Source organism: Pseudomonas sp. GD03903, assembly GCF_029840045.1.
In the GTDB taxonomy this organism is placed as follows: domain Bacteria; phylum Pseudomonadota; class Gammaproteobacteria; order Pseudomonadales; family Pseudomonadaceae; genus Pseudomonas; species Pseudomonas pseudonitroreducens.
Map to the genome: position 1 here is coordinate 107,057 of NZ_JAOCBT010000020.1, position 24,966 is coordinate 132,022.

The 24,966-nt window shown below is 65.4% G+C and carries 22 protein-coding genes; 11 read left to right on the forward strand and 11 right to left on the reverse strand.

What is annotated here, in order from left to right:
* The first annotated feature begins 60 nt into the window (after nucleotides 1-60).
* Together N5C91_RS25175 and rarD are read left to right on the forward strand one after the other, a co-directional pair.
* Entirely contained in the window at nucleotides 61-1,035 is a 975-nt protein-coding gene (locus N5C91_RS25175; RefSeq protein ID WP_236172670.1) for a serine/threonine protein kinase, read from the forward strand.
* A gap of 251 nt (nucleotides 1,036-1,286) precedes the next feature.
* Complete coding sequence (rarD, locus tag N5C91_RS25180; protein WP_236172671.1) at nucleotides 1,287-2,174, forward strand: EamA family transporter RarD; 888 nt, start codon at nucleotides 1,287-1,289, stop codon at nucleotides 2,172-2,174.
* Between the two features lie 647 nt (nucleotides 2,175-2,821).
* Here rarD and N5C91_RS25185 read toward each other — a convergent pair.
* Together N5C91_RS25185 and N5C91_RS25190 are read right to left on the reverse strand one after the other, a co-directional pair.
* Nucleotides 2,822-3,340, reverse strand: coding sequence for a glycine cleavage system protein R (locus tag N5C91_RS25185; RefSeq protein WP_045212798.1), 519 nt, complete (start codon nucleotides 3,338-3,340; stop codon nucleotides 2,822-2,824).
* Nucleotides 3,341-3,359: 19 nt separating this feature from the next.
* Nucleotides 3,360-3,809, reverse strand: coding sequence for a GNAT family N-acetyltransferase (locus N5C91_RS25190; RefSeq protein ID WP_279832799.1), 450 nt, complete (start codon nucleotides 3,807-3,809; stop codon nucleotides 3,360-3,362).
* A 294-nt stretch (nucleotides 3,810-4,103) separates the two neighbouring features.
* Here N5C91_RS25190 and N5C91_RS25195 point away from each other — a divergent pair, with 294 nt between their 5' ends.
* On the forward strand, nucleotides 4,104-6,281 hold the full coding sequence (locus tag N5C91_RS25195) for a malate synthase G (protein ID WP_279832801.1): 2,178 nt from the start codon (nucleotides 4,104-4,106) through the stop codon (nucleotides 6,279-6,281).
* Nucleotides 6,282-6,726: 445 nt separating this feature from the next.
* The gene (locus tag N5C91_RS25200; RefSeq protein WP_236172674.1) at nucleotides 6,727-8,256 is read left to right on the forward strand and encodes an NCS1 family nucleobase:cation symporter-1; all 1,530 of its coding nucleotides are present in this window, start codon (nucleotides 6,727-6,729) and stop codon (nucleotides 8,254-8,256) included.
* Between the two features lie 44 nt (nucleotides 8,257-8,300).
* Here N5C91_RS25200 and pcaD read toward each other — a convergent pair whose 3' ends face one another.
* Nucleotides 8,301-9,098: a 3-oxoadipate enol-lactonase gene (gene pcaD / locus N5C91_RS25205; protein ID WP_279832803.1), complete on the reverse strand. Its 798-nt coding sequence runs from the start codon at nucleotides 9,096-9,098 to the stop codon at nucleotides 8,301-8,303.
* 96 nt (nucleotides 9,099-9,194) lie between these two features.
* Here pcaD and N5C91_RS25210 point away from each other — a divergent pair, with 96 nt between their 5' ends.
* Entirely contained in the window at nucleotides 9,195-10,070 is an 876-nt protein-coding gene (locus N5C91_RS25210) for a LysR family transcriptional regulator (RefSeq protein WP_279832804.1), read from the forward strand.
* Here the strand turns inward: N5C91_RS25210 and N5C91_RS25215 are convergent, their stop codons facing one another.
* Nucleotides 10,071-10,823 carry a glutathione S-transferase family protein gene (locus N5C91_RS25215; protein ID WP_279832806.1) on the reverse strand — a complete coding sequence of 251 codons (753 nt, stop codon included), beginning with the start codon at nucleotides 10,821-10,823 and terminating at the stop codon, nucleotides 10,071-10,073. It lies immediately after the preceding gene.
* A gap of 172 nt (nucleotides 10,824-10,995) precedes the next feature.
* Between N5C91_RS25215 and N5C91_RS25220 the strand changes: the two genes are divergently transcribed.
* The 3 genes from N5C91_RS25220 (at nucleotide 10,996) to N5C91_RS25230 (ending at nucleotide 15,078) form a co-directional block, all read left to right on the forward strand.
* Nucleotides 10,996-11,514, forward strand: a complete 519-nt coding sequence (locus N5C91_RS25220; protein ID WP_205338751.1) for an RNA polymerase sigma factor — start codon at nucleotides 10,996-10,998, stop codon at nucleotides 11,512-11,514.
* Entirely contained in the window at nucleotides 11,511-12,473 is a 963-nt protein-coding gene (locus N5C91_RS25225; RefSeq protein WP_279832808.1) for a FecR family protein, read from the forward strand. Before N5C91_RS25220 ends, N5C91_RS25225 begins: the two co-directional genes overlap by 4 nt.
* A 196-nt stretch (nucleotides 12,474-12,669) precedes the next feature.
* Nucleotides 12,670-15,078 carry a TonB-dependent siderophore receptor gene (locus N5C91_RS25230; RefSeq protein WP_236172679.1) on the forward strand — a complete coding sequence of 803 codons (2,409 nt, stop codon included), beginning with the start codon at nucleotides 12,670-12,672 and terminating at the stop codon, nucleotides 15,076-15,078.
* A 626-nt stretch (nucleotides 15,079-15,704) separates the two neighbouring features.
* Here the strand turns inward: N5C91_RS25230 and N5C91_RS25235 are convergent.
* Nucleotides 15,705-16,562, reverse strand: a complete 858-nt coding sequence (locus tag N5C91_RS25235; RefSeq protein ID WP_279832811.1) for a protein phosphatase 2C domain-containing protein — start codon at nucleotides 16,560-16,562, stop codon at nucleotides 15,705-15,707.
* A gap of 79 nt (nucleotides 16,563-16,641) precedes the next feature.
* On the opposite strand from N5C91_RS25235, the gene N5C91_RS25240 reads away from it, so the two are divergent.
* Nucleotides 16,642-17,607 carry an SMP-30/gluconolactonase/LRE family protein gene (locus tag N5C91_RS25240; RefSeq protein WP_279832813.1) on the forward strand — a complete coding sequence of 322 codons (966 nt, stop codon included), beginning with the start codon at nucleotides 16,642-16,644 and terminating at the stop codon, nucleotides 17,605-17,607.
* A gap of 19 nt (nucleotides 17,608-17,626) precedes the next feature.
* On the forward strand, nucleotides 17,627-18,250 hold the full coding sequence (locus tag N5C91_RS25245; RefSeq protein WP_279832815.1) for a glutathione S-transferase: 624 nt from the start codon (nucleotides 17,627-17,629) through the stop codon (nucleotides 18,248-18,250).
* A gap of 302 nt (nucleotides 18,251-18,552) precedes the next feature.
* On the opposite strand, the gene N5C91_RS25250 is transcribed toward N5C91_RS25245, so the two are convergent.
* The 5 genes from N5C91_RS25250 to N5C91_RS25270 form a co-directional block, all read right to left on the reverse strand.
* Entirely contained in the window at nucleotides 18,553-18,861 is a 309-nt protein-coding gene (locus tag N5C91_RS25250) for a hypothetical protein (RefSeq protein ID WP_236172683.1), read from the reverse strand.
* 11 nt (nucleotides 18,862-18,872) lie between these two features.
* Nucleotides 18,873-20,315, reverse strand: coding sequence for a cell envelope integrity protein CreD (gene creD, locus N5C91_RS25255; RefSeq protein WP_279832816.1), 1,443 nt, complete (start codon nucleotides 20,313-20,315; stop codon nucleotides 18,873-18,875).
* 359 nt (nucleotides 20,316-20,674) lie between these two features.
* Entirely contained in the window at nucleotides 20,675-22,090 is a 1,416-nt protein-coding gene (gene creC / locus N5C91_RS25260) for a two-component system sensor histidine kinase CreC (protein ID WP_279832817.1), read from the reverse strand.
* Complete coding sequence (gene creB / locus N5C91_RS25265; protein ID WP_279832819.1) at nucleotides 22,090-22,779, reverse strand: two-component system response regulator CreB; 690 nt, start codon at nucleotides 22,777-22,779, stop codon at nucleotides 22,090-22,092. The genes creC and creB overlap by 1 nt, the downstream gene beginning before the upstream one ends.
* A 65-nt stretch (nucleotides 22,780-22,844) precedes the next feature.
* Complete coding sequence (locus N5C91_RS25270; RefSeq protein WP_236172687.1) at nucleotides 22,845-23,366, reverse strand: ATP-dependent zinc protease; 522 nt, start codon at nucleotides 23,364-23,366, stop codon at nucleotides 22,845-22,847.
* Between the two features lie 134 nt (nucleotides 23,367-23,500).
* Between N5C91_RS25270 and N5C91_RS25275 the strand changes: the two genes are divergently transcribed.
* Entirely contained in the window at nucleotides 23,501-24,385 is an 885-nt protein-coding gene (locus tag N5C91_RS25275) for an acyltransferase (protein ID WP_236201316.1), read from the forward strand.
* 6 nt (nucleotides 24,386-24,391) lie between these two features.
* Here the strand turns inward: N5C91_RS25275 and N5C91_RS25280 are convergent.
* On the reverse strand, nucleotides 24,392-24,966 hold a 575-nt coding region (locus N5C91_RS25280; RefSeq protein WP_347881672.1), incomplete at its 5' end, for a DUF2780 domain-containing protein.

Here is a 24,966-nt window from a genome sequence, read left to right on the forward strand (position 1 = left end):
CCCACCCATTGGCGGTGGACTGGGTACACTAGGCTGCTTTACCACTGCCGGATCGTCGCCATGTCTCATCCTTTCTCCGACCTCACGCCCGATCTGGTACTGGATGCCGTGGAAAGCATCGGCTTTCTCAGCGACGCCCGCGTACTGGCACTCAACAGCTATGAGAACCGGGTCTATCAGGTCGGCATCGAAGACAGCGAGCCGCTGATCGCCAAGTTCTACCGCCCCGGCCGCTGGACCGACGAGGCGATCCTCGAAGAGCATTCCTTCTCCGCCGAACTGGCCGAATGCGAAGTCCCGGTGGTGGCGCCGCTGGTGCATGAGGGCAAGACACTCTTCGAGCATGCGGGCTTCCGCTTCACCCTGTTCCCCCGCCGCGGCGGCCGCGCGCCTGAGCCGGGCAATCTCGACCAGCTCTATCGCCTCGGCCAGTTGCTCGGCCGCCTGCACGCGGTAGGCGCCAGCCGCCCCTTCGAGCACCGCGAGGCGCTAACGCCGCAGAACTTCGGCCACCAGTCGCTGGCGACGCTGCTGGAGGGCAATTTCATCCCGAAGAGCCTGCTGCCGGCCTACGAGTCCGTGGCCCGCGACCTGCTGAAGAAGGTCGACGCCCTGTACGCCCGCGTGAAGTACACGCCCATCCGCATGCATGGCGACTGCCACCCCGGCAACCTGCTGTGCCGCGACGACACCTTCCACGTCGTCGACCTCGATGACTGCCGCATGGGCCCTGCCGTACAGGACCTGTGGATGATGCTCGCCGGCGAACGCCACGAGCGCCTGGGGCAACTCTCCGAACTGGTGGACGGCTACCAGGAGTTCCACGATTTCGACCCGCGCGAACTACCACTGATCGAAGGCCTGCGCTCGCTGCGCCTGATGCACTACAGCGCCTGGCTGGCGCGTCGCTGGGACGACCCGGCGTTCCCGCCGAGCTTCCCCTGGTTCGGCACCGAGCGTTACTGGGGCGAACAGGTGCTGGTGCTGCGCGAGCAGCTGGCGGCGCTGGATGAGGAGCCGTTGCGGTTGTTCTGAGCCCTGACCGCGCCCGCGACCGAAGTTGTTCCTTGTAGGAGCGAGCTCGCTCGCGAACGTATTTGCCGACGAAATCGCTGTCTGGCGGTTCGCGAGCAAGCTCGCTCCTGCAGAATCGCCGCTGCCGTAACGACAACGTTACGCACAATCATCGGCGAGGCTGCAGCGAACCCGGCAGCGACACAGACAAGCCATCGCGAGCGCCCTAGAATTGTGCAGCCACTCATTAGCTGCCTAACCAAGGATGTTCCATGGCCACCGCCAATCCCCGCCGGGGCTACGCCCTGGGCTTGACTGCCTATGTCATCTGGGGGCTCTTCCCGATCTACTTCAAGCTGCTCGAACGCATTCCCGCCCTGGAAATCATCACCCATCGCGCCATCTGGTCGGCGGTGTTCGGCGCCCTGCTGTTACTGGTGTGGAAACACCCCGGCTGGTGGCGCGAGCTGCGCGAGAACCCCAAGCGCATCGCCGTGCTCACCGCCAGCGGCCTGCTGATCGCCAGCAACTGGCTGGTGTATGTCTGGGCGGTGAACAACGGCCACATGATCGAGGCCAGCCTGGGCTACTACATCAACCCGCTGATCAACGTATTGCTCGGCCTGGTGATCCTGCGCGAGCGGCTGCGTCCGCTGCAGTGGGTCGCGGTCGGCCTCGCCGCGCTGGGCGTGGCGCAGCAGTTGTGGCAACTGGGCAGCCTGCCCTGGGTGTCGCTCGCGCTGGCGCTGACCTTCGGCTTCTATGGGCTGATCCGCAAACAGGCACCGGTGGCTGCGCTGCCGGGGCTGGTGGTGGAAACCTGGATCCTGCTGCCGCTGGCGATCGGCTATCTGGTGCTGTTCGCCGATGGCCCCAGCGCGCATCTCGACTTCTGGACCACCAAGGACGCCTTCTGGCTCGCCGCCGCCGGCCCGATCACCCTGGTGCCGCTGGTGTGCTTCAACGCCGCCGCACGCCATCTGCCCTACGCGACACTGGGCTTCCTGCAGTACCTGGCGCCAACCCTGGTGCTGTTGCAGGCAATCCTGCTGTTTGGCGAGCACCTGGACACCACTCGCCTGATTTCCCTGTGCTGCATCTGGGCGGGCCTGGTCGTGTACAGCATCGACATCTGGTACCGGCTCTCCCGCGGCGATTGATCATTAAATAATCCACTGCCTGCATACCACGCCAGCTGTGGCTTGCAGGCAGTCACCCGCAGATTGTCCACAGCTCTATCCCGCGAATGCGGGGATAACGGCCGTTTCTTCCACAAGCCGCCCCGCCGTGCCTCTCCCAGCGCGACACTCTCTCGCTGCGCGCAGCAACACGATCACTATTTGATCAGAATCGCGCAGGCCTAGTGGTTTCTGGCTTACCGCGATATTCCCGCGGCTTTTCCACAGGCTGATCCCCGCTTCATGGGGATGGATCAACGCTACCCGCTCAGAAAGTGGACAACCCCATCAAAGCCCTACCCCGCGTGACCTGTAGCGTTCCATGAACGGCTTCTCCACAGACTCTTCCAGTGTTTTTGTGCACAGCCATTGGAAAGCCCAAGGCACTCCCTTCACAGCGCACGCCCTGCACAAAAAACGATCAAGCCACTGAAAGCCTCGGAAACAGGTGGCTACAGACACTTATCAACAGAATGCCCACGGTACGATCCCCGCAATCTGTGCACAGCGACGCTGCCGATGGTGGATAAATAAACTCGCACGAAGCCCATATAAAATAGGCCCTCTGTCAATCCATCAACAGAGAGCCCACAAGTTTTTCCACAAGCATTGAGGTCAATGCAGAACAATCATTCCCCGCTGTGGAAATTCAGCTCCACCATCAGGTCGTCCGCCAGCTCCTCCAGCTTCTGCTGCAGGGTTTCCAGCGGCAGGGTCAACGGCACAGCCAGCAGCGCCTCGGCGTGGAACAGCGGCTCGCTGCTCATGGGCGCGGGCAGTACCTCGGTGGTCAGGCTCTCCAGGTTCACCCCATGCTCGGCCAGCAACTGGGTGATGTCGCGGACGATGCCTGGGCGGTCGTTGCCCACCAGGTCGAGGTGAATCGGCTTCCAGTTGCAGGCCGGCTCGATGCCGCTTTCCGCCAGCAACACGCGGATGCCGTGTTCGCTGAGTTCCTGCAGGCCTTCCACCAGTTCGTCATAGCCCTCGGCTGGCACCGCCACGCGGAGGATCCCGGCGAACTGCCCGGCCATGCGCGACATGCGGCTTTCCAGCCAGTTGCCGCCATGGGCAGCGATGCATTTGGCCACGCGTTCCACCAGGCCGGGCTGGTCCTGGGCGATGACGGTCAATACGAGGTGGTCCATGAGCAGTCTCCGCGAAGGGCTAGGCCGTGAGGTCCAGCCAATAGGTGTAGAACTTGTCGTCCCGCTTGTAGCCCAGGCGCTCGTACAGCGACTGGCCGGCGTGGTTGGTCTTCGCCGTCTCCAGCATCAGACCACAGGCACCGGTGCTTTCGCCGTGGGCGCGGGCGGCGTTCATCAGTGCCTCACCGTAGCCATCGCGACGCGCGGCAGGCAATACGTAGAGGTCGCTGACCAGCCAGGATGCCTGCAGCGCCAGGGAAGCGAACAAGGGATACAGCTGCACGAAACCTACCGCCACGCCATCGACACTACGCGCGATGAAGATCGTGGACTGGCCGCTGCCGACGCGCGCGCCGAGAAACTCGCGAATCTTCGCGTGGGGGGCGGGCACCTCATAGAAATCGAGGTAGCCGGAAAACAGCGGAACCAGGTCATCCAGATCGGAGGGGGTGGCAAGCGTCACGGACATGCGGGATTCTCCAGAAGGGAAAAGGCAGTATAGGCACGGCGAGGTTAGCCGGCTGCGACGGGCTGCCACAGGTACCCGAACGGGTTATCCGTGTACAGTTTTAAGATTTATCTGGAACAATCCAGAAGATTTTTGCGAACATATGACCTGCTACGTGACTGATATGCGTACTTTGGTCTAACCGCGACGCTAGCCCACTGATTTTTCCCACGGCATCATGTAGTATTCCGCGGCTCGGACTACAAGGCGTTTTGCCTGTGTCCAGAGCTGGTCCTGAGCAGAGTGAGGCAAGCAATGACTGAACGCGTTCAAGTCGGTGGCCTGCAGGTCGCCAAAGTCCTGTTCGACTTCGTGAACAACGAAGCCATTCCCGGCACCGGCATCGAAGCCGGCAAGTTCTGGGCAGGTGTCGAAACCGTAATCAACGACCTGGCCCCCAAGAACAAGGCCCTGCTCGCCAAGCGCGACGAGATTCAGGCGAAGGTCGATGGCTGGCACCAGGCGCGCACTGGCCAGGCGCATGACGCGGCCGCCTACAAGGCTTTCCTGCAGGAAATCGGTTACCTGCTGCCCGAGCCGGCCGACTTCCAGGCCAGCACCCAGAACGTCGACGAAGAAATCGCCCGCATGGCCGGCCCGCAGCTGGTCGTACCGGTGATGAACGCGCGCTTCGCCCTGAACGCTGCGAACGCCCGCTGGGGTTCGCTGTACGACGCCCTCTACGGCACCGACGCAATCAGCGAAGAGAATGGCGCCGAGAAGGGCAAGGGCTACAACAAGGTCCGTGGTGACAAGGTCATCGCCTTCGCCCGCGCCTTCCTCGACGAAGCCGCCGCGCTGGAATCCGGCTCCCACGTCGACGCCACCGCCTATGTCGTGAAGAACGGCGCACTGGCCGTAACCCTGAAGAACGGCAGCGAGACCGGCCTGAAGAATGCCGCTCAGTTCCTCGCCTTCCAGGGCGACGCCGCCAAGCCGAAAGCCGTGCTGCTCAAGCACAATGGCCTGCACTTCGAAATCCAGATCGACCCGACCAGCCCGATCGGTCAGACCGACGCCGCTGGCGTGAAAGACGTCCTGATGGAGTCCGCGCTGACCACCATCATGGACTGCGAAGACTCCGTGGCCGCCGTCGATGCCGACGACAAGGTCGTGGTCTACCGCAACTGGCTGGGCCTGATGAAAGGCGACCTCGCCGAGCAGGTCTCCAAGGGCGGCAGCACCTTCACCCGCACCATGAACCCGGACCGCGTCTACACCAGGGCCGATGGTTCCGAGCTGAGCCTGCATGGCCGCTCCCTGCTGTTCGTGCGTAACGTTGGCCACCTGATGACCAACCCGGCGATCCTCGACGCCCAGGGCAACGAAGTGCCCGAAGGTATCCAGGACGGCCTGTTCACCAGCCTGATCGCCATTCACAACCTGAACGGCAGCGCCACCCGCAAGAACAGCCGTACCGGCAGCGTGTACATCGTCAAGCCGAAGATGCACGGCCCGGAAGAAGTCGCCTTCGCCGCCGAGATCTTCAGCCGCGTCGAGGACCTGCTGGGTCTGCCGCGCAACACGCTGAAAGTCGGCATCATGGACGAAGAGCGCCGCACCACCGTCAACCTGAAGGCCTGCATCAAGGCTGCCGCCGAGCGCGTGGTGTTCATCAACACCGGCTTCCTCGACCGCACCGGTGACGAGATCCACACCTCCATGGAAGCCGGCGCCATGGTGCGCAAGGGCGCCATGAAGACCGAGAAGTGGATCGGCTCCTACGAGAACAACAACGTCGACGTCGGCCTGGCCACCGGCCTGCAGGGCAAGGCCCAGATCGGCAAGGGCATGTGGGCCATGCCCGACCTGATGGCCGCCATGCTCGAGCAGAAGATCGCTCACCCGCTGGCTGGCGCCAACACCGCCTGGGTTCCCTCGCCGACCGCCGCCACCCTGCACGCGCTGCACTACCACAAGGTCGACGTGTTCGCCCGTCAGGCCGAACTGGCCAAGCGCGCTCCGGCTTCGGTGGACGACATCCTGACCATTCCGCTGGCGCCGAACACCAACTGGAGCGCGGAAGAGATCAAGAACGAGCTGGACAACAACTCGCAGGGCATCCTCGGCTACGTCGTGCGCTGGATCGACCAGGGCGTCGGCTGCTCCAAGGTGCCGGACATCAACGATGTCGGCCTGATGGAAGACCGCGCTACCCTGCGTATCTCCAGCCAACTGCTGGCCAACTGGCTGCGCCACGGCGTGGTAACCGAAGAGCAGGTGCTGGAAAGCCTCAAGCGCATGGCTTCGGTGGTGGATCGCCAGAACGCCGGTGACGCCCAGTACCGCCCGATGGCGCCGAACTTCGATGACAACGTGGCCTTCCAGGCCGCACTGGAACTGGTCATCGAAGGCACCAAGCAGCCCAACGGCTACACCGAGCCGGTCCTGCACCGCCGTCGCCGCGAGTTCAAAGCGAAGAACGGTCTGTAAGAGCTTCGTCAAGCGTTGAAAGAACCGCCCTTCGGGGCGGTTTTTTTATGGCTACCGGTTGGGATTTGCGCCGTTTCTAGCCGATCGCGGACAGAGTCCGCTCCTACATACACGGGTAGCTTCCGCGTAGGAGCGGACTCTGTCCGCGATTGCCCTAGAGCCACCTCGGAGCCCACACGTAACGCCTGTGCACAATTATTGTGTACAAAATCCCCAGCCCGCTTATTTTCCACACAGGCAATATCTGACTCTCAAGTCAATGATTGCTATGGAAAAATTATTTCATAACGCCCAGGAAACCTGGCAAAGCCGCACCAAACAAGGGCTCTGCTCGATTCCAGGGGAAGCGGCGAATCAACCGGCACCGCAAGGAAGACCGGGCTGGCACGGAATTGGCTTTTGCACACAAACCACAAAAAGCCGTGCATACAAAGCCGAGTAGCCCATGACCAGCAGTCCCACCCACCTGTCCGGCGTTACCCCCCTCCAATCTGCTGATAGCGCGGCCGCCGCCCGGCCGGCCGCGCCAACCCTGAGCCCGCGCCTGTACAGCGCCGACCTGGCGCCGACCAAGGCGGCGGGGCGCAGCTGGGGGCGTTACAGCCTGTTCGCGCTGTGGACCAACGATGTGCACAACATCGCCAACTACTCGTTCGCCATCGGCCTGTTCGCCCTCGGCATGAGCGGCGCGCAGATCCTCGCTGCCTTCGCCCTCGGCGCGCTGGTGATCTACGGGCTGATGAACCTCTCCGGCTACATGGGTCAGAAAACCGGCCTGCCCTACCCGGTGATGTGCCGCATCAGCTTCGGCATCCACGGCGCCCAGGTGCCGGCGCTGATCCGCGCGGTGATTGCCATTGCCTGGTTCGGCATCCAGACCTACCTCGCCTCGGTCGTGCTGCGGGTGCTGCTCACCGCCATCGCCCCAGACCTCAAGGCCTACGACCAGGACTCGATCCTCGGCCTGTCGAGCCTCGGCTGGATCACCTTCCTCGGCATCTGGTGCGTTCAGTTGGTGATCTTCGCCTACGGCATGGAGATGGTGCGCCGCTACGAATCCTTTGCCGGCCCGATCATCCTGGTCGCCTTCGCCAGCCTCGCCGGCTGGATGTACTGGCGCGCCGGGCTGTCGATTGCCTGGTCCAGCGGCAACGCGCCGAGCGGCTCGGCGATGTGGCTGAAGGTGCTGGGCGCCGCCGCACTGTGGGTCTCGCTGTACGGCACGATGATCCTCAACTTCTGCGACTTCACCCGCAATTGCCCGGACCGCCGCACCATCAGCGTCGGCAACTTCTGGGGCCTGCCGGTAAACATGCTGGGCTTCGCGCTGATCGCCGTGGTGCTGGCCGGCGCGCAGTTCAGCATCGACGGCAAGCTGGTGCAGAACCCCACCGAGATCGTTGCCGCCATTCCCAACACCTTCGGCTTGGTGCTGGCCTGCCTGGCCTTCCTGATCGTCACCGTGGCGGTGAACATCATGGCCAACTTCGTCGCCCCGGCGTACGTGCTGACCAACCTCGCGCCGAACCTGCTGAACTTCCGTCGCGCCGGCCTGCTCAGCGCCACCATCGCCGTGCTGATCCTGCCGTGGCACCTGTACAACAGCCCGGCGGTGATCGTGTATTTCCTCGGCGGCCTGGGCGCCCTGCTCGGCCCGCTGTACGGGATCATGGTCACCGACTACTACCTGGTGCGCCGTGGCCGGGTGAACCTGCCGGAGCTTTACAGCGAAAGCCGCGAGGCGAGCTATCACTTCAGCGCCGGGGTCAACCTGCGCGCGGTGGCGGCGTTCGTCCCGGCCGCACTGATCGCCATCGTCCTGGCGCTGCTGCCGGCCTTCGAATCGCTGTCGCACTTCTCCTGGTTCTTTGGCGCCGGGCTCGGCGCGCTGATCCACTTCGCCCTCGCCGACCGCAAGCGCGCCTACCGGGACGTCTGCGGCGAATCCATCGCGGTGGATGCCGCACACCATTGAGGCTGTAGCTGAACGACCAGGCCGCCTTCGGGCGGCCTGGTCGTTCAGCGAGCCAACAGGAAATCCAGCACCACACCTTCGAACTCGCGGGGGAACTCGATGTTCGACAGGTGCACGGCCGGTAACGTGAGCAGACGAGCGCCGGGGATCGCGTCGGCGATCAGCTCGCTGTGGCTGGCGGCAGTGACAGTGTCGAACTGCCCGGCGATCACCAGAGTGGGCAGGCGCACATCGCGCAATGCCGTGCGCAGATCGGTTTCCTGCACGGCGGCGAAGGAGCCGGCCAGTCCATGCCGGTTGGTGGCCAGCAGCGTCGCGCGGAACGGTTCCACCTCCGGGCGCTCTTGCGCCAGCCAGGTCGCCGGGAACCAGTTGCCGAGGAAGGTCGCGGCGGTGCCCCGCATATCCTCCGCCTGCAACACCTCGGCGATGCGCGCATCCCACTGATCCTGCGGCCCTAGCCAGGCAGAAGTGTTCGCCAGTACCAGCCGATCAATGTGCTGCGGCGCGTTCAGCGCCAGCCACTGGCCAACAAAACCACCGAGGGAAAGCCCGAGGAAATGCGCACGCCGCACCGCCAGTGAATCGAGCAGCTCGATCACGTCTTGCGCCAGCCGCGCCAGCGAATAGGGTCCGGGGGGAACACTGGATGCGCCGTGCCCGCGAGCGTCATAGCGCAGCACGTGGAAGTGTTCGCTCAGCGCGGCAATCTGGCCGTCCCACATGTGCAGGTCGGTGCCGATGGAGTTCGACAGCACCAGCAGTGGCAGCTCGGCGCGGCCGTCCAAGCGAAAGGCGATGCAGGTGTTGTCGCGAGTGGTCAGATAGCGCAGCTGGTTCATGGCAGCCTCTCCTCAGGGTTGACGGAGGCGAGGTTAGTTGCGCTGATAATCCAAAGAAATTACAAAGAATGAACGCTCTCTGTCAGGAAAACTGACATGCAGGACTTCACCCTTCATGACCTCCACTGTTTCGTCGCAGTAGTCGAGACCGGCGGCTTCCAGGCCGCTGCCCAGCAGTTGCATCGCTCGCACCCGGCGATTTTCGCCGCTGTTGCCCGGCTGGAGAACCAGCTTGGCTTCGAACTGCTGGATCGCAGTGGCTACCGGGTTGCTCTGACTGCCGCAGGCGAATCCTTCCACCACCGCGCCCAGGGCCTGCTGCGCGAACTGGGCAGCCTGCGCGAGCATGCCGCACACCTGGCGGCCGGCGAGGAAAGCCAGCTGCGCGTCGTCCTCGGCGACTTCTGCCCACGCCCCGCCGTTCTGGAAAAACTCGCGCGCTTCTTCGCCACGCAACCGCACACACGCCTGCAGTTGTACTTCGAAAGCGTCAGCGGTCCGCTGGAGCGGCTCCTCGATGACGAGGCCGAGCTGATCCTGCACCGCGTGGACAAGGCCGACCCGCGTCTGGAGTGGCTGGACCTGGGCGTGGTGGATTTCATCCCGGTGATTGCGCCGGCACTGCTGGCGGACACCACGGACATCCGGCCCGAGCAATTGCACACGCTCACCCAGTGCGTGATGCGCGACAGCGCCCGGCACTCGCCGCCGGTGGCGTTCTTCACCCTGGATGGCGCGGCGCAATGCACGGTGCCGGACCAGGCGATGAAGAAGGAACTGGTACTGCACGGCCTGGCCTGGGGTCATCTGCCGCGCCACCTGATTGCCGAGGAACTGGCCGACGGCCGCCTGCGCGACCTCAGCGGAAAGTACTTGCCCGGCCGCCGCGAGGAACTGGTCGCCGCGCGCCGGCGCGATCGCGCCCACGGCCCGGTGGCGCAGAGGCTCTGGAGCTTTCTGCAGGAGGCCTGATCAACTGCGGCTCATCGGCCCGCGCTCCGGCTGTTCGCGCATGTGGCTGACCGCGCTGACCGGCGCTCCGGCAGCGATCAATGCGTCGCGCTGCAGGGCAATCGGTGTGCGGGCGATGGCGCGCTCGAACTGGTTGAGCTTCTGGAACGCCGGCAGTGCGAAGGCCGCTTCCAGCATGGCCGCCAGTTTCGGCCAGCGCAGGGCGTCCAGCTCGTAGCGGGCGAGCTGCGCATTGCGCATGAAACAGGCCACGCTGATGTCGGCGATGGACAGCTCGCCGAACCACCACCCGTGCTCGGGCAACTGCGCTTCGAGATAGTCGAACACCGCCGGCAGGTCCTGCTGGTAGGTCCTCTCCAGCAGCACCGCATCCGGTTCGCGGCCCCACACGCCGCGGCCGATCACCAGTTGGTCGAACAGTTGCCAGATCACCACCTGCCCCATGCGGCTGTCGGCGAACTCCTCGATCCAGCGCGCGCGGGCGCGGGCGACTATGTCCGCGGGGTATAGCGCAGGCTGTGGATAACGTTCCTCGAGGTACTGGCAGATCACCGAGGAATCGTTCAGCACCAGCTCACCGTCCACCAGCACCGGCACCTGGCGCAGCGGGCTGAGGCGCTCGAACTCGGCGTTGCCGAAGAACGGCACGACGGAGTCGATGCGATAGTCCACCCCCTTCATTTCCAGCAGCACCAGCGCCTTGCGCACATAGGGAGAAAGGAAGGAACCGATGATCAGCACGGGGTCGGACATGGCGAGACGTTCCGCGAAAAAGTTCGGCGAATTGTAGAACGGTGCCGAAAACCCAGCGACCGACGGCAAAAGCCGACGGGTGCCAATTGCGCGTGTGACTGCACTTTGCGATCATTTGCGAATAGTTATCGTTTTTGAGCTTGATCCCATTCGGGATCACTGGGGGAGTAGCTTGTCGGCCATCCAGATGGGTAGCGGCGAACTCGTTGGCGCCTTGTATCGCGATCACCGCGACTGGCTGACCGCCTGGCTGAACCGCAGCCTGGGCTGTCCGCAGCGCGCCGAAGACCTGAGCCAGGACACCTTCGTCCGCGTGCTCGGCCGGCGCGAGCTGCCCTCCCTGCGCGAACCGCGCGCCTTCCTGGTCACCGTCGCCAAGGGCCTGCTGGTGGATCACTGGCGCCGCGTGGCGCTGGAACAGGCCTATCTCGAAGAGCTGAAATGCCTGCCCGAAGCCGTGCAGCCCTCGGCCGAGGAACACTGCCTGATCCTCGCCGACCTGCGCGAGATCGACCGCCTGCTGGGCAAGCTGTCCACCCGCGCACGCAGCGCTTTCCTGCTCAACCGCCTGGACGGCCTCGGCCACGCCGAGATCGCCGAGCAACTGGGTGTTTCCGTACCGCGCGTGCGCCAGTACATCGCCCAGGGTCTGCGCCAGTGCTACATCGCCCTCTACGGCGAGCCGACGTGAAGGGGGCGGTTTCCCTGCAGGTGCTGGACGAGGCGATCAGCTGGCAGCTGCGTCTGGGCTCCGGCGAAGCGCGCCCGGACGATGAAGCCGCCTTTGCCCGCTGGCATTCCGCCCACAGCGAACACGCCCGCGCCTGGAGCCAGTTGGGCATGCTCGACCGCAGCCTTGCCGGCGCCGCGCCCAAGGCCGCGCGCAACGCCTTGCTGCGCTCGCCCGGCGAGTCGCGGCGCAAGGTCCGCCGCCTGGCCGGCACCGGCTTGTCGTTGCTGCTGGTCGGCGCACTCGCCCTGGGCGTCGGCAACCGTTACGCACCGGTGCGTTATGCCTTCTCCGACCTGGTAACCGCCACCGGCGAGCAGCGCGAACTGCGCCTGCCGGACAACACCTTGCTGAGGCTGAACAGCCGCACCGCCGTAGACGTGCGCTTCGATGCCGAGCAGCGGCGCATCGTCCTGCACAGCGGCGAGATCCTGGTGGAAACCGCCCACGGTGACAGCCGCCCGTTCATCGTCGAAACCGACGAAGGCCGCCTGCGCGCACTCGGTACGCGCTTCCTGGTGGAGCGCGACGAAGGCGACAGTACCTTGCTCAGCGTCCTGCAATCCGCGGTGGCCGCGCGCCCCGAACAACTGCCGGGCGAGCGCGTGATCAACCAGGGCCAGCAGGTGCGCTTGCGCGCCGATGGATTCGGCAGCGTGGAGGCCAACAGCGCCACCGCCGATGCCTGGACGCACGGCATGCTGGTGGTGGACAACGTGCGCCTGGCCGACCTGATCGAGCAACTGGCGCGCTACAGCCCGGGCTATCTCGCGGTTGATCCGAAGCTGGCAGACCTGCGCATCACCGGCAGCTTCCCGCTGCAGAACATCGACCTGGCGCTCGGCTCGCTGGAGCCGACACTGCCCGTGCGTATCGAGAAGCACGGCCCCTGGTGGTCGCGCGTGGTACCGCGCGGCTGAACGCTAACGCCCCGTAGGAGCGGACTCTGTCCGCGATGGCCTCCGGCGCGATGCGGACCTATCGCGGACGAAGTCCGCTCCTACAAAGACCCCGCCTAAGCAGAAGGCCGAATTTTTTTCACCCAGCCCTATCACTTTTTGATTCTCGTCCGGCAAGGAGGCATCGAGAAACGTTTTCATTCAGGAGTCGTTTTCAATGCGCCGCCCGTTCGAGCTTTCGCTTCGCCCCTGTCTGCTGGCTACCGCCATCCTGCTGGCCACTTCGTCGGCCATCGCCGCCGAGGCCGTACGTGACTACCAATTGCCCGCCGGCCCGCTGGCCAGCACCCTCAACCGCATCGCTGCCGAGGGCGGCCTGAGCCTGAGCCTCGACCCGGCGCTGGCCCAGGGCCGCAGCGCGCATGCCGTGCAGGGCCGCTTCGATACCGTCAGCGCGCTGCGCCAGGCATTGCAGGGCACCGGCCTGGAGCTGGTGGAAAGCGAATCGGGCAGCTTCAGCCTGCGTCCGCAGCCGAGCGATACCCTGTCGATGTCGGCCACCACCATCAGCGCTACTCAGGAAGACCCGGATGGTCCAGCCATCGGCTACCTCGCCACCCGCAGCCGCGCCGGCACCAAGACCGACACGCCGCTGCTGGAGGCGCCGCGCTCGATCTCCGTCGCCACCCGCGAGCAGATGCAGGACCGCAACGTACAGAGCCTGGACGACGCGGTGCGCTACATGCCCGGCGTGATCGCCAGCAGCTACGGCAACGACACTCGCGCCGAGTGGCTGAAGGTGCGCGGCTTCGAGCCGACCCAGTTCCTCGACGGCCTGCCGCTGCCCAAGGGCTCCTACGTGATGCCCAAGCTGGAAACCTGGGACCTGGAACGCGTCGCCCTGCTGCGCGGCCCGGCCTCCTCGCTGTACGGCCAGACCCCGCCCGGCGGCCTGCTGGACATGACCAGCCGCCGTCCGGAAGCTGAAAGCAGCCATGAAGTGCAGTTGCAGGTCGGCAGCTACGAACACAAGCAGATTTCCTTCGACAGCACCGGCAAGGTCGACGACGCAGGCAACCTGCTCTACCGCGTCAGCGGTGTCGTGCGCGACAGCAACACGCAGATCGAACACGTCGACAACAAGCGCTACAACATCGCGCCGAGCCTGACCTGGAACGTCGACGAAGACACCAAGCTGACCTTCCTCTCCCAGTTCAACCGCGACGATACCGGCATCACCAGCCAGTTCCTGCCGCTGCAGGGCACCAAGCTCTCCACTCCGGCGGGCGAAGTGCGCTACCACAAGAACCTTGGCGATCCGGACTGGGAGTTCTACGACAAGACCTACTACGCCCTGGGTTACGCCTTCGAGCACCGTATCAATGACGTCTGGCAGTTCCGCCAGAACCTGCGCTACACCAAGAGCGACCTGTCCTTCCAGGGCATCACCGCCGGCGGCAACGCTTTCTCGGTCAGCGACGACGGTACCCTGGAGCGCGGCGCCAACGTGGTGAACGAAGACATCAGCCAGTTCGCCATCGACAACAACCTGCAGGCCGACTTCGCCACCGGCCCGCTCAAGCACACCCTGCTGCTGGGCCTGGACCATCAGCGTGCCAACACCAACTACAAATGGCTGTACGGCGCGGCGCCGACCAGCAACATCAACAAGCCGATCTACGGGCAGGACTTCAGCAACGTCGCCTTCACCGCGTACAACGATTACAACCAGAAGATGCGCGACACCGGCCTCTACGCGCAGGACCAGATCGCCCTGGACAACTGGCGCCTGACCCTCGGCGGCCGCCAGGACTGGGCCCACACCGGCTCGAAGTTCTACAACGCCGGTGGCGCCACCGATACTCGCCGGGACAGCCAGTTCAGCGGTAACGCAGCGCTCAGCTACGTCTTCGAGAACGGCGTGGCGCCCTATGTCTCCTACGCCGAGTCGTTCCAGACCGAAGCGGGCGGCGCCGCCGGCGCGGCCTTCGAGCCGAGCACCGGCAAGCAGTACGAACTGGGCGTGAAGTACCAGCCGGTAGGCACCGACCTGATGCTCAGCGCCGCGGTCTACGACCTGACTCGCAAGAACATCGTCCTTACCGGCAGCGACTTCATCAGCCGCCCGGTGGGTGAAGCGCAGGTACGCGGCTTCGAACTGGAAGCGGTGGGCAATGTCACCGAGAACCTCAAGGTGACCGCCGCCTACACCTATGCCAACAGCAAGATGACCAAGGTCGCCAACCCGCTGGACAAGAACCGCCCGCTGCCGCTGACCCCGGAAAACCAGGCGTCGCTGTGGGCCGACTACACCTGGCATGAAGGCCTGCTGGACGGCTTCGGCCTGGGCTTCGGCAGCCGCTACGTGGGCGAAACCCACAACATCGCCATCGGCAGCATGGGCTACGTACGCGACAAGTCCGACGGCGACACCGGCTCCTACACCGTCTACGACGCCGCGGTGCACTACGACCTCGGCCGCCTCGACAACAGCCTCAACGGGCTGAACGTCGCGCTGAACGCCAACAACGTATTCGACAAGGAATACATCTCCACCTGCGACGGCTTCTACTGCTACTACGGCGACCGCCGCAACGTGGTGGCCAGCGTCAACTACAAGTTCTGACGCCTCCACGAAGCCTCGGGCACTCGTAGGGCGCATAACGCGCAAGCGTTATGCGCCGGGCAAAAGCCGGCGGATAACCTGTTCCAGGTTATTCGCCCTACGATCCTGCGCACTGAAAGCCCCGCTCCGAAAGAGCGGGGCTTTTTGCTTTCGTAGGAGCGGACTTTGTCCGCGATGGGAGCCGGCGCGCTGTGGAGTCATCGCGGACAGAGTCCGCTCCTACGCAATGCTCGGCATTGTGCGGTGGGTTGCTCCACGATGCGAAAACTCCGCTCCGAAATAACGGGGCTTTTGCTTTCGTAGGAGCGGACTTCGTCCGCGATAGGGGTCGGCGCGCTGTGGAGTCATCGCGGACAGAGTCCGCTCCTGCGCAACGCTCGGCATTGTGCGGTGGGGTGCCCCACGATGCGAAAAACCCGCTCCGAAAGAGCGGGGCTTTTGCTTTCGTAGGAGCGGACTTCGTCCGCGATAGGGGTCGGCGCGCTGTGGAGTCATCGCGGACAGAGTCCGCTCCTGCGCAACGCTCGGCATTGTGCGGTCGGGTGCCTCACGATGCGAAAAACCCGCTCCGAAGGAGCGGGGCTTTTTGCTTTCTACGCAATGCCACTCTTCGGCGTTTCGGAGACTCAGCCGCGCACGGTTCCCCACACCACGCTCGCATCGTCATGGATCTTCAGGCGTGGGTAGTCCAGCGCCTGGCCATCGGCGCTTTCCAGCGCGCGCAATTCGTCGATCAGCGCTTCCACGCCACGTTCGGGCAGCGCCGCGAACAGCGAATCCAGGTCGTAGCGGCGAAAATCCAGCAGCCGGTCGAAACCATCGGTGACCAGCATGAACGCCTTCAATCCTGAAGGATCGAGTACCCGGCGCTGCACGTGGGCAATCCAGCGCTCGCTCGGATCGAGGCACCAATAGCCCTGCGGCGTGTTCGCCAGCGCCCGGTTGCGCCGTACCCACTCGCGGCTGGCCTGCCACAGTTGCGCGTGGTCCCAGTCCGGGTTCGCTTCGCGCAGCGCGATCAGGCGCGCCACGGATTGCCGGTCGATCTCTTCCAGTGGCGTATCACCGAAGCTCTCCACATGCCCGTCATCCCAGGCCAGGTGGATGCAGGTATCGCAGAGATTGAGCAGCTCCAGCGAACCATCGCCCAGCACCCGCAGCAGGCTCAGGCAGGCCGTGGGCAGGTTCAGATCAAGGCTCACGGCCACGCCGGAATCTCGCTGGAAATCCGCAGCGATTCCCGCCTGCAACTGCGCCAGCAGGTCCCCCGTCGGCCTGTACGGCTGCTCCTCCAGCAGGCGTTGAAGATGACCATTGGCGCTCTGCGCCAGCCAGCGTGCGTCGCTTTCGCCGCCGACCAGACCTCGCCCCAGGCTGGTTGCGCCGTCGAGCACCCAGGCCGCCGTGGCGGTATGGCCGATGGCATCGTCGCTCACCGGCGAGCCCTGGCGGCAAGCCGCTCCCAACACGGAAATCATCGTCACAACCACTCTCCTTCGTTTCGTCGGCCACACTGACCGGCGTAAAGTCTCATCACCTTCCGGACTCTGCCAAGGAGAGCCCATGCCTCGCGTCCTGTCCCTCCCCCTGAGCGGCCTGCTGCTCGCCGGCCTGCTACTGGCCACCGGTGCCCATGCCGCGCAAGTGAAGTACTTCGACCTGCCCAAGGGCTCCGCCCCGCACGACGTGGCGCCCACCGAGGACGGCAAGGTCTGGTACACCGCGCAGAAGCTCGGCGTGCTCGGCCGGCTCGACCCGCAGACCGGGCAGAGCGAGCAGATCAGCCTCGGCAAGGGCTCCAGCCCCCACGGCGTGGTGGCCGACGCCAACGGCGACGCCTGGATCACCGACAGCGGCCAGAACGCCATCGTCCATGTAGACGCCCAGCGCCTGGGCGTGGAAGTCATCCCGCTGCCCAGGGAGGCGGCCAACGCCAACCTCAACACTGCGGTATTCGATGACGACGGCGTGCTGTGGTTCACCGGGCAGAACGGTTTCTACGGCCGCCTCGACCCGTCCAGCCGTGAGCTGAAGGTCTGGCCGGCACCGCGCGGCAAGGGGCCGTACGGCATCGCCGTGGCTCCGGATGGCGGCATCTGGTACGCCTCCCTGGCCGGCGACTACCTCGGCCAGATCGACGGCGTCGCCGACAGCGCCACGACCTTCGACACGCCCGGCAAGGACAGCGGTCCGCGCCGGCTGTGGGCCGATTCCGTGGGGAGGCTGTGGGTCAGCCAGTGGAATGCCGGGAGCCTGGCGCGCTTCGACCCCAGCGACAGCCAGTGGAAAACCTGGAAGCTGCCGGGCGATCATCCGCAGCCCTATGCGGTCTACGTCGATGCCATGGACCAGGTGTGGTTGAGCGATTTCGCCAGCAACGCCCTGCTGCGCTTCGACCCGCAGAGCGAGCAATTCACCGCCTACCCGAGCGACCACGAACACGCCAATGTGCGCCAGTTGCTCGGCCGGCCCGGCGAAGTCTGGGGCGCCGAGTCCGGCACCGACCGCCTGGTCGTCATTCAGGATTGAACCCAACGAGGAGTTGTCGATGAGTACCCGCCCCGTCCTGTTCCACGCTGCCGCTTCGCCCTTCGTGCGCAAGGTCATGGTGCTGCTGCACGAGACCGGCCAGGTCGATTCCGTGGAGCTGTACGCTGCCGTCCACACACCCATTGCGCCGGATGCCGGCGTGCTGCAGGACAACCCCGCCGGGAAGATTCCCGCCCTGCGCCTGGCCGACGGCCAGACCCTGCATGACAGCCGGGTGATCCTCGAATACCTCGACCAGCAGCACGCCGGCGAACCGCTGATCCCCCGCGAAGGCGCGGCACGCTGGCGCCGCCTGACCCTTGCATCGCTGGCTGACGCGGTGCTCGATGCCGCCGTGCTGATCCGCTACGAAACCGCCATGCGCCCCCAGGAGAAACACTGGGACAAATGGCTCGACAACCAACAGCTGAAGATCGTCCGCACCCTCGCCTACTTCGACGGCCCGGCCCACGCCGAGCTGGCCGAGCGCTTCGACATCGCCGCCATCGGCGTGGCCTGCGCACTGGGCTACCTGGACTTCCGCCAGCCGCACTGGGATTGGCGCGCAGACTATCCGCAGCTGGCGCAGTGGTTCGCCGAGGTCAGCCAGCGGCCGTCGATACAGGCGACGGTGCCGGGCTGAGAGATCGATGGGTATCGCTGTGCTCCACCCATCCTACGCTGAGCAGTCCGGGAGTCGCGCCGGCTGACTCCAGACCCGCCAGCCCGCACCGCCCAGCCCCCTCTCCCCTCGGGAGAGGGTTGGGGTGAGGGCACAGCCCGCGCGCCAGGACGTCACCACGGGGCGCGTATGCCGCACCACTCGCCGCCGAAACCGCTCATCACGCACCGCTCGCCGCTCCAGCCCGCGCTCGAACAATCCAGCAATCCGCCGCGCCAGCCGCCGTCCCACTTCACGCTCCTCGCGCAATCCGCTCCACGCACTCATGACTGCTTCTCCTGGCGTCCAAAACGGTAGATCGGCAACGCCAACAGCAGGCCGAGCTGAAGCACGCCCATGCACATTTCCAGGAAGGAGCGCACATGGGGATTATTCGCCGCGTCCTCGACGCCGGTGAGTTGCGCCCACAGGTCGGCCGGCAGCAACAGCGCCAGGTGCGCCAGCGGCTTGCCGCTGGCCACCAGCAGGGCGATCCAGTCGAAGCGACCGATGAACATCAGCAGCGGCAGGCATAGTCCACTGATCAGCAGGCCCGCGAACAGGCACAGGGAAAAGCGCATCACGTTGGCCATCACCACTATCCTCAGCGCTGTACGCGCACATCATCCAGGGAAAATTCCAGGTCATCGCCACGGGGCCGGCCGATGCCGTACCAGTCCAGGTGACGGGTCAGCACCATCACGCCGCCCAGCACGCCGAACAGCAGCAGCGAGCCCATCAGCAGGGCGTAGTCCTCGGCGCTGAGCAGCGCGTAGAGCATCCCGTAGAGCCCCGCCAGCCCCAGGCTGAAACCGGCGCCGCGCCACAGGCTGTGCAACACGTGGCAGAGGTAGAAACCAATCAGCCCGACGCAGGCGCCAGCCGACAGCAGGTAGGCCAGCGCGAAGCCGACATGCTCGGAGAGCGACAGCAGCAGCAGGTAGAACAGCGCCAGCGCCATGCCCACCAGGGCGTACTGGATCGGGTGCACCGATAGGCGCTTGAGGACTTCGAAGAGGAAGAAGCCGGCGAAGGTGAGGACGATGAACAGCAGCGCGTACTTCACCGCGCGGTCGGTCTTCAGGTACTGGTCCACCGGGTCCACCAGCGCCACGCCGAAGCGGTGCTGGCCGAACTCGCCGCACTCGGCCGAGCTCGGACGCGACGCATCCGGATCGTCCGCGCCAACCGCGCGAGCGACATCCGCCTGGGCCGGCGCTGTGCAGGCGCGCAACTGGTCTTCCAGGTTGGTGGCGAAGAAGCTGGTGCGCCAGCGCGCGCTGAATCCCTTCTCGCTGATGCTGCGCTCGGTGGGCAGGAACTCGCCGCCGAAGCTGGGATGCGGCCAGTCCGAGACCAGGTTGACCTGGCTGTCGCGCCCCACCGGAGTAATGTCCAGGCGGCTGCTGCCCAGCAGCGCCAGCTCGAAGGAGTATTCGAAACGCTGCTCGCGGTCGCTGGCCTTGAAGGGCAGCAGCGCGTGCACGCCGTTGCCGAGGAACTGGCTCTGGGTGCCGGGCTGGAAGTCGCGCAGTTCGTCGCCGACCTTCAGCTTCGGCGCGTTCTCGATGCCGCGCACATCACTGATGCCCACCGCCAGCAGCGGGTCGTCGAAACGGTAACTGCCCAGGTCGCTGGTAATGCCGTAGTTGGCCGGCAGGACGAAGTTGCCGCTGAGCTGGCTGTCGGCGTGATACAGGCGCGCCTCGTAGATGCCGCGATGGCGCAGTTCGGTGCGCATCTGGCCGTCGAGGCTGAAGACTTCCGGCAGGAAGTACAGGCGCCCGCGCACTTCGCGCTCCTGCAATACGCGCTGCTGGCTCGCCTTGTCCAGGCGCCAGGCGCGAATAGTGCGGGTGTAGGGCACGACCACCAGCGGGCCGGTGAGCTGCTGGCTGTAGCTGGCGCTGCGGGCGATGTCCTGCAGGACTTCGTCGCGGTAGTTCTGACGCTCGTCGACCAGGCCGTCGATCATCAGCAGGGGTATCAGCAGGAGGACAATCAATAGCGCGATGGCGCCGAGCTTGATGCCGAGTTGGCGGTTCATCGAAGGCTTTCTCCGTGGGTGGACGACGGAGAGAGCTTGGGGCGCGCGCGTGGGGCCGCTCGGGTGGGAATGTGGGGACTGTGTGGAGTTTGTGTGGGCCGGCTTTTTGTAGGAGCGGACTTCGTCCGCGACGCTATCCGACGCGCCACCAACCTATCGCGGACAGAGTCCGCTCCTACGAGATGCCTCTACGCTTGGGTCGGCCCTCACCCTAACCCTCTCCCAGGGGGAGAGGGGACAGTTCGGTGCAGGATGAAACCTTAGCGTCAGCCGGCTCGGGCTGCCCCCTCTCCCTGAGGGAGAGGGCTGGGGTGAGGGGGATGCATCGGAGCGGACTTTCCAGGAAAAGACAGTCGCTCCTACGCGGGCAACAGCAGGCTCGCCCGCACCCCTTCCTCGACGTTCTCCACGCGCAGCTCGCCACCATGCAGCGCCGCTACTTCGGCGACGAAATTGAGCCCCAGCCCGGTGCTCTTGCGCCCGCTGGTCGGGCGCGGCAGGGAGTAGAAGCGCTCGGTCAGGCGCGGCAGGGCAAACTCGGGAATCGCCTCGCCCTGGTTGAACAACTCGACGCGCCAGCCTTCACCGACCGGTTGCGCATCGAAGCGGATCACTCCGCCGGGCGGGGTGAAATCCAGCGCGTTATCGAGCAGGTTGCCCAGCGCCTGGCGCAGCAGGAAACGCTCGCCCAGTACCAGCGCCTGCGGCGGGATCGCGTTCTGCAACTGCACGTCCCGGACGCGCGCCATGCGCTCGTCGATCAGCTCGCTCACCAGTTCCTGCAAGGCCACCGGCACCCGCTCCTCCAACCCCTGGCGCTGCTCCACCTGGGCCAGGTTCAGCAGGCGTTCGATCAGTTGCTGCAGGCGCTCGCTTTCCCCGGCGATGTTGCCGACAAAGCGCGCACGCTGCTCGGCGGGCATCTCGCCTTCGAGCAACTCTGCCGCGCCGCGGATCGCCGCCAGCGGGCTCTTCAGCTCGTGGGTCAGGGTATGCACGTAGCGCTCGACGTAATCCTTGCCCTCCAGTTGCACGCGCATGCGCTCCACGGCACCGGCCAGTTGCGCCATCTCGCCCCCGCGATAACGTGGCAGCTCTGCACGGCGCCCTTCGCTCACCGCCTGGGCGTAGCGGGTCAGACGATCCAGCGAGCGGCTCAGCCACCACGACAGCCCCGCGCCGACCACCAGGCCGAGTACGATCAACCCCGCGCCGAGCCAGGCGAGGCGCCGCTGCGAGCGGTCGATATAGGGCTGCAGTGTGCGGTTGGGCTTGGACACCGAGACCACGCCGATGATCTTCTCGCCATCGCGGATCGGCGCGGCGACGTACATCACCGAGGACTCCGGGTCATCCGCCGACTCGCGGCTGGAGCGCGCACCGTACTGGCCACGCAGGGTCAGGTAGACGTCGTTCCAGCGCGAGTAGTCCTGGCCCACGGCCTGGCCGAGGGAATCGAGCAGGACGATGCCGTGCGCGTCGGTCACGTAGATGCGGTGATTCACCGCGGTCTTGTTCACGCCCCAGATGTCCGCCTGCGGGCTGCGCGCACCATAGGCGCGAAGCATCTCGGGCAGGCGGCTCTGGTCGAGGGTGCCGCGCTTCACGTCGGCCTGGAGAATCTCGGCCAGCAGGTTGGCGGTATCCACTAGCGTCTCTTCGCTGGACTGGCGCACGCCGGGGCGGATCTCGTCCATCACCGTGCGCAGGACGAACCAGCCGGTCAGTCCGACGAAGAAGAAGTAGACCAGGAAGATTCGCAGCGACAGGCGCATCAGCTCTTGTCCGGCGCGTAGCTGTAGCCCAGGCCGCGATGGGTCTGGATCGGCTCGGCGGCGGGGGCGACCTGGCGCAGCTTGGCGCGCAGGCTCTTGATATGGCTGTCGACGTTGCGCTCGTAGCCGGCGTCGGCGGCGACGCCCAGCGCATCGAGCAACTGCTCGCGGCTGAATACCCGCTCGGGGCGCGCCAGCAGCGTCTGCAGCAGGCGGAATTCGTGGCGGGTCAGGCTCAGCGACTGGCCGTGATAGCGGATCTGGAAGCGCTCCTCGTCCACCTCGAACGGGCCGTTGCCGGTGAGCGTTTGAGCGGGCGCTTCGCGCGGCGCGGTGCGTTTGAGGATGGCTTTCACCCGTGCAGCGACTTCGCGCGGGCTGAAGGGTTTGACCACGTAGTCGTCGGCGCCGATTTCCAGGCCCACCACACGGTCGATCTCGGCATTGCGCGCCGTGAGGAAGATCACCGGCACTTCGGAGAAGCGCCGCAATTGCTTGCAGGCTTCGAAGCCGCTGATGTCGGGCAGGCCGACATCGAGGATGACCAGGTCGAAGGCATCGCGCTGCAGGCGTTCGAGGGCGGCGCCGGCGAGGTTCAGCCAGGTGGTCTGGAAACCTTCGGCCTGCAGGGCATAGAGCAAGGTGTCGGCGATGGCGGCTTCATCTTCGACGATGAGGATATGGGGCATGGGATTCCGATTCCCGGGACAGTTCCGGAAGGGTCCATCATGCCCCGCGCCGCGTCAATCGAGGATCAGGAGCAGTCCGGCTTGCCGGCCACGAAGCGCTCGCCCGGGTCGACGGCGACGTGGAATTTGCGCAGGCCCTTGGTGCCCATCAGGAAGGGATAGTTGAAATGGCTGCGGTCGGTCAGGTTGACCTCGATGGTGCGCTGATCACCGCCCAGACATACCGGCAGCTCGATCACCGGGCGCTGGCTGAGGCCGGGGCTGGCCTCTTCCTCTTCATCCTCGCCTGCGCCTTCGGCGCGGTTCTTGATCTTCGAGATGCGCGAGAGCTTGTGCTCGTAGACCGAATCACCGCCATCCTTGGTGGCCAGCTTGAAGCGCACCCAGTCCTGGCCATCGCGCTGGAAGATCTGGATGTCCTTGGCCGACAGCGAGGAGGTGTAGGCGCCGGTATCCATCTTGGCCTGCAGAGTCTGGTCGAGCTCGGGCAGGCTGACCCATTCGTAGCGGCCGTAGAGCTTGGTCTCGGCGGCCAGAGCGAGGCCGGGCAGTGCAATCAGGGTAAGCAGGGCGAGGGCGCGTTTCACGCGAAATCTCCGGGGTGGATTACGTCGCATAGGACTAGCACGGCGGCCATTGGTTCGCCATACCTGCACCGCTTGGGCCGGAACAATTGTCTGCGTATCATGGCCGCGCCACCGTCGCACAAGGAATGGACCCCATGCCGGCAGTCAAAGGCGTCATCGCCAGCCTCCTGCTGTTGCTCAATACGCTGATCCTGATCGGGCCGATGATGCTGATCGCGCTGCTCAAGCTGGTTATCCCCGGCCAGGCCGCCAAGGACGCCTGCTCGCGCGGGGTGATGTGGATCGCCGAGACCTGGGCGGAGATCGACAAGGCCATCTTCGCCCTGATGACCCCCACCGTCTGGGACATCCGCGGCGCCGCCCAGCTACGCGGCGATACCTCCTACCTGGTGATCAGCAACCACCAGTCCTGGGTCGACATCCCGGCGCTGGTGCAGGCCTTCAACCGCAAGACGCCCTACTTCAAGTTCTTCCTGAAGAAGGAGCTGATCTGGGTGCCCTTCCTCGGCCTGGCCTTCTGGGCGCTCGACTACCCCTTCATGAAGCGCTACAGCAAGGCCTTCCTGGAGAAGCACCCGGAGCTCAAGGGCAAGGACCTGGAGATCACCAGGGCCGCCTGCGAGAAGTTCAAGCGCATGCCGGTGACCGTGGTGAACTACCTCGAAGGCACGCGCTTCACCCCGGCCAAGCAGGCCCAGCAGCAGTCGCCCTACCAGCACCTGCTGCGCCCCAAGGCGGGCGGCGTGGCCTTCGTGCTGGCGGCGCTGGGCGAACAGCTCGATACCCTGCTGGACGTCACCCTGGTCTACCCCAAGGGCCCGCGACCGGGCTTCTGGGACCTGCTGTGCGGACGCGTACCGCGGGTCATCGTGGATATCCAGGCTCGCGAGATCGACCCCGCACTGTGGCAGGGCGATTACGAGAACGACGCGCAATTCCGCCAGTACGTGCAGGCGTGGGTATCGCGGCTGTGGGAAGAAAAGGACGCGCGCATCGAACAGCTGCGCGAGGAATTCTGACTCCCGTTACGCCCCCCGGCCGGCCACCGGAGCAACGGGTGTCGCCGGCGCGGCGGGGGTTCCCCACAGACCACCCAGCGTGCCCAGCAACTGGCTGCTCAGGCCCTGCTCGGTGAAGTAGTCGAGGATCACCCCGGCGAAGCGGCCGATCATCGACTGATCCATGCCTAGCACGCCGAAAATCTGGTCGACGTCCTCCAGGTTGTTGATCCCACCCAGCAGCGCCGCGGCGTTGCCCAGCCCGCCGAAACCACCCAGCGCGCCGCCCAGATCGCCCAGCGAACTGTTGCCGGCAAGTTGCCCGAGGTTCGGCAGGGACTTCTGCAATTGCGCCGTGTCGGTGTCCTTCAGGCTGTTCATCGCCAGCCCCAGCAGGGCACCGGTACCGCCGATGGCCTGCTGCTCGCTGACGCCCAGCTGTCTGGTGAGGTTGCCCAGCAGCGCAGTTGCGGCGGGTGGCACGCTCTGCGTCTCGCTGACGGGCTCGCTGGTGTCGGTGAAGGTAGCGGCGAACACGGGGGAAGCGGCCAGCCAGGCGGCAGCCAGGAAGACGACGGAACGGGTGGACATCGACGGCTCCG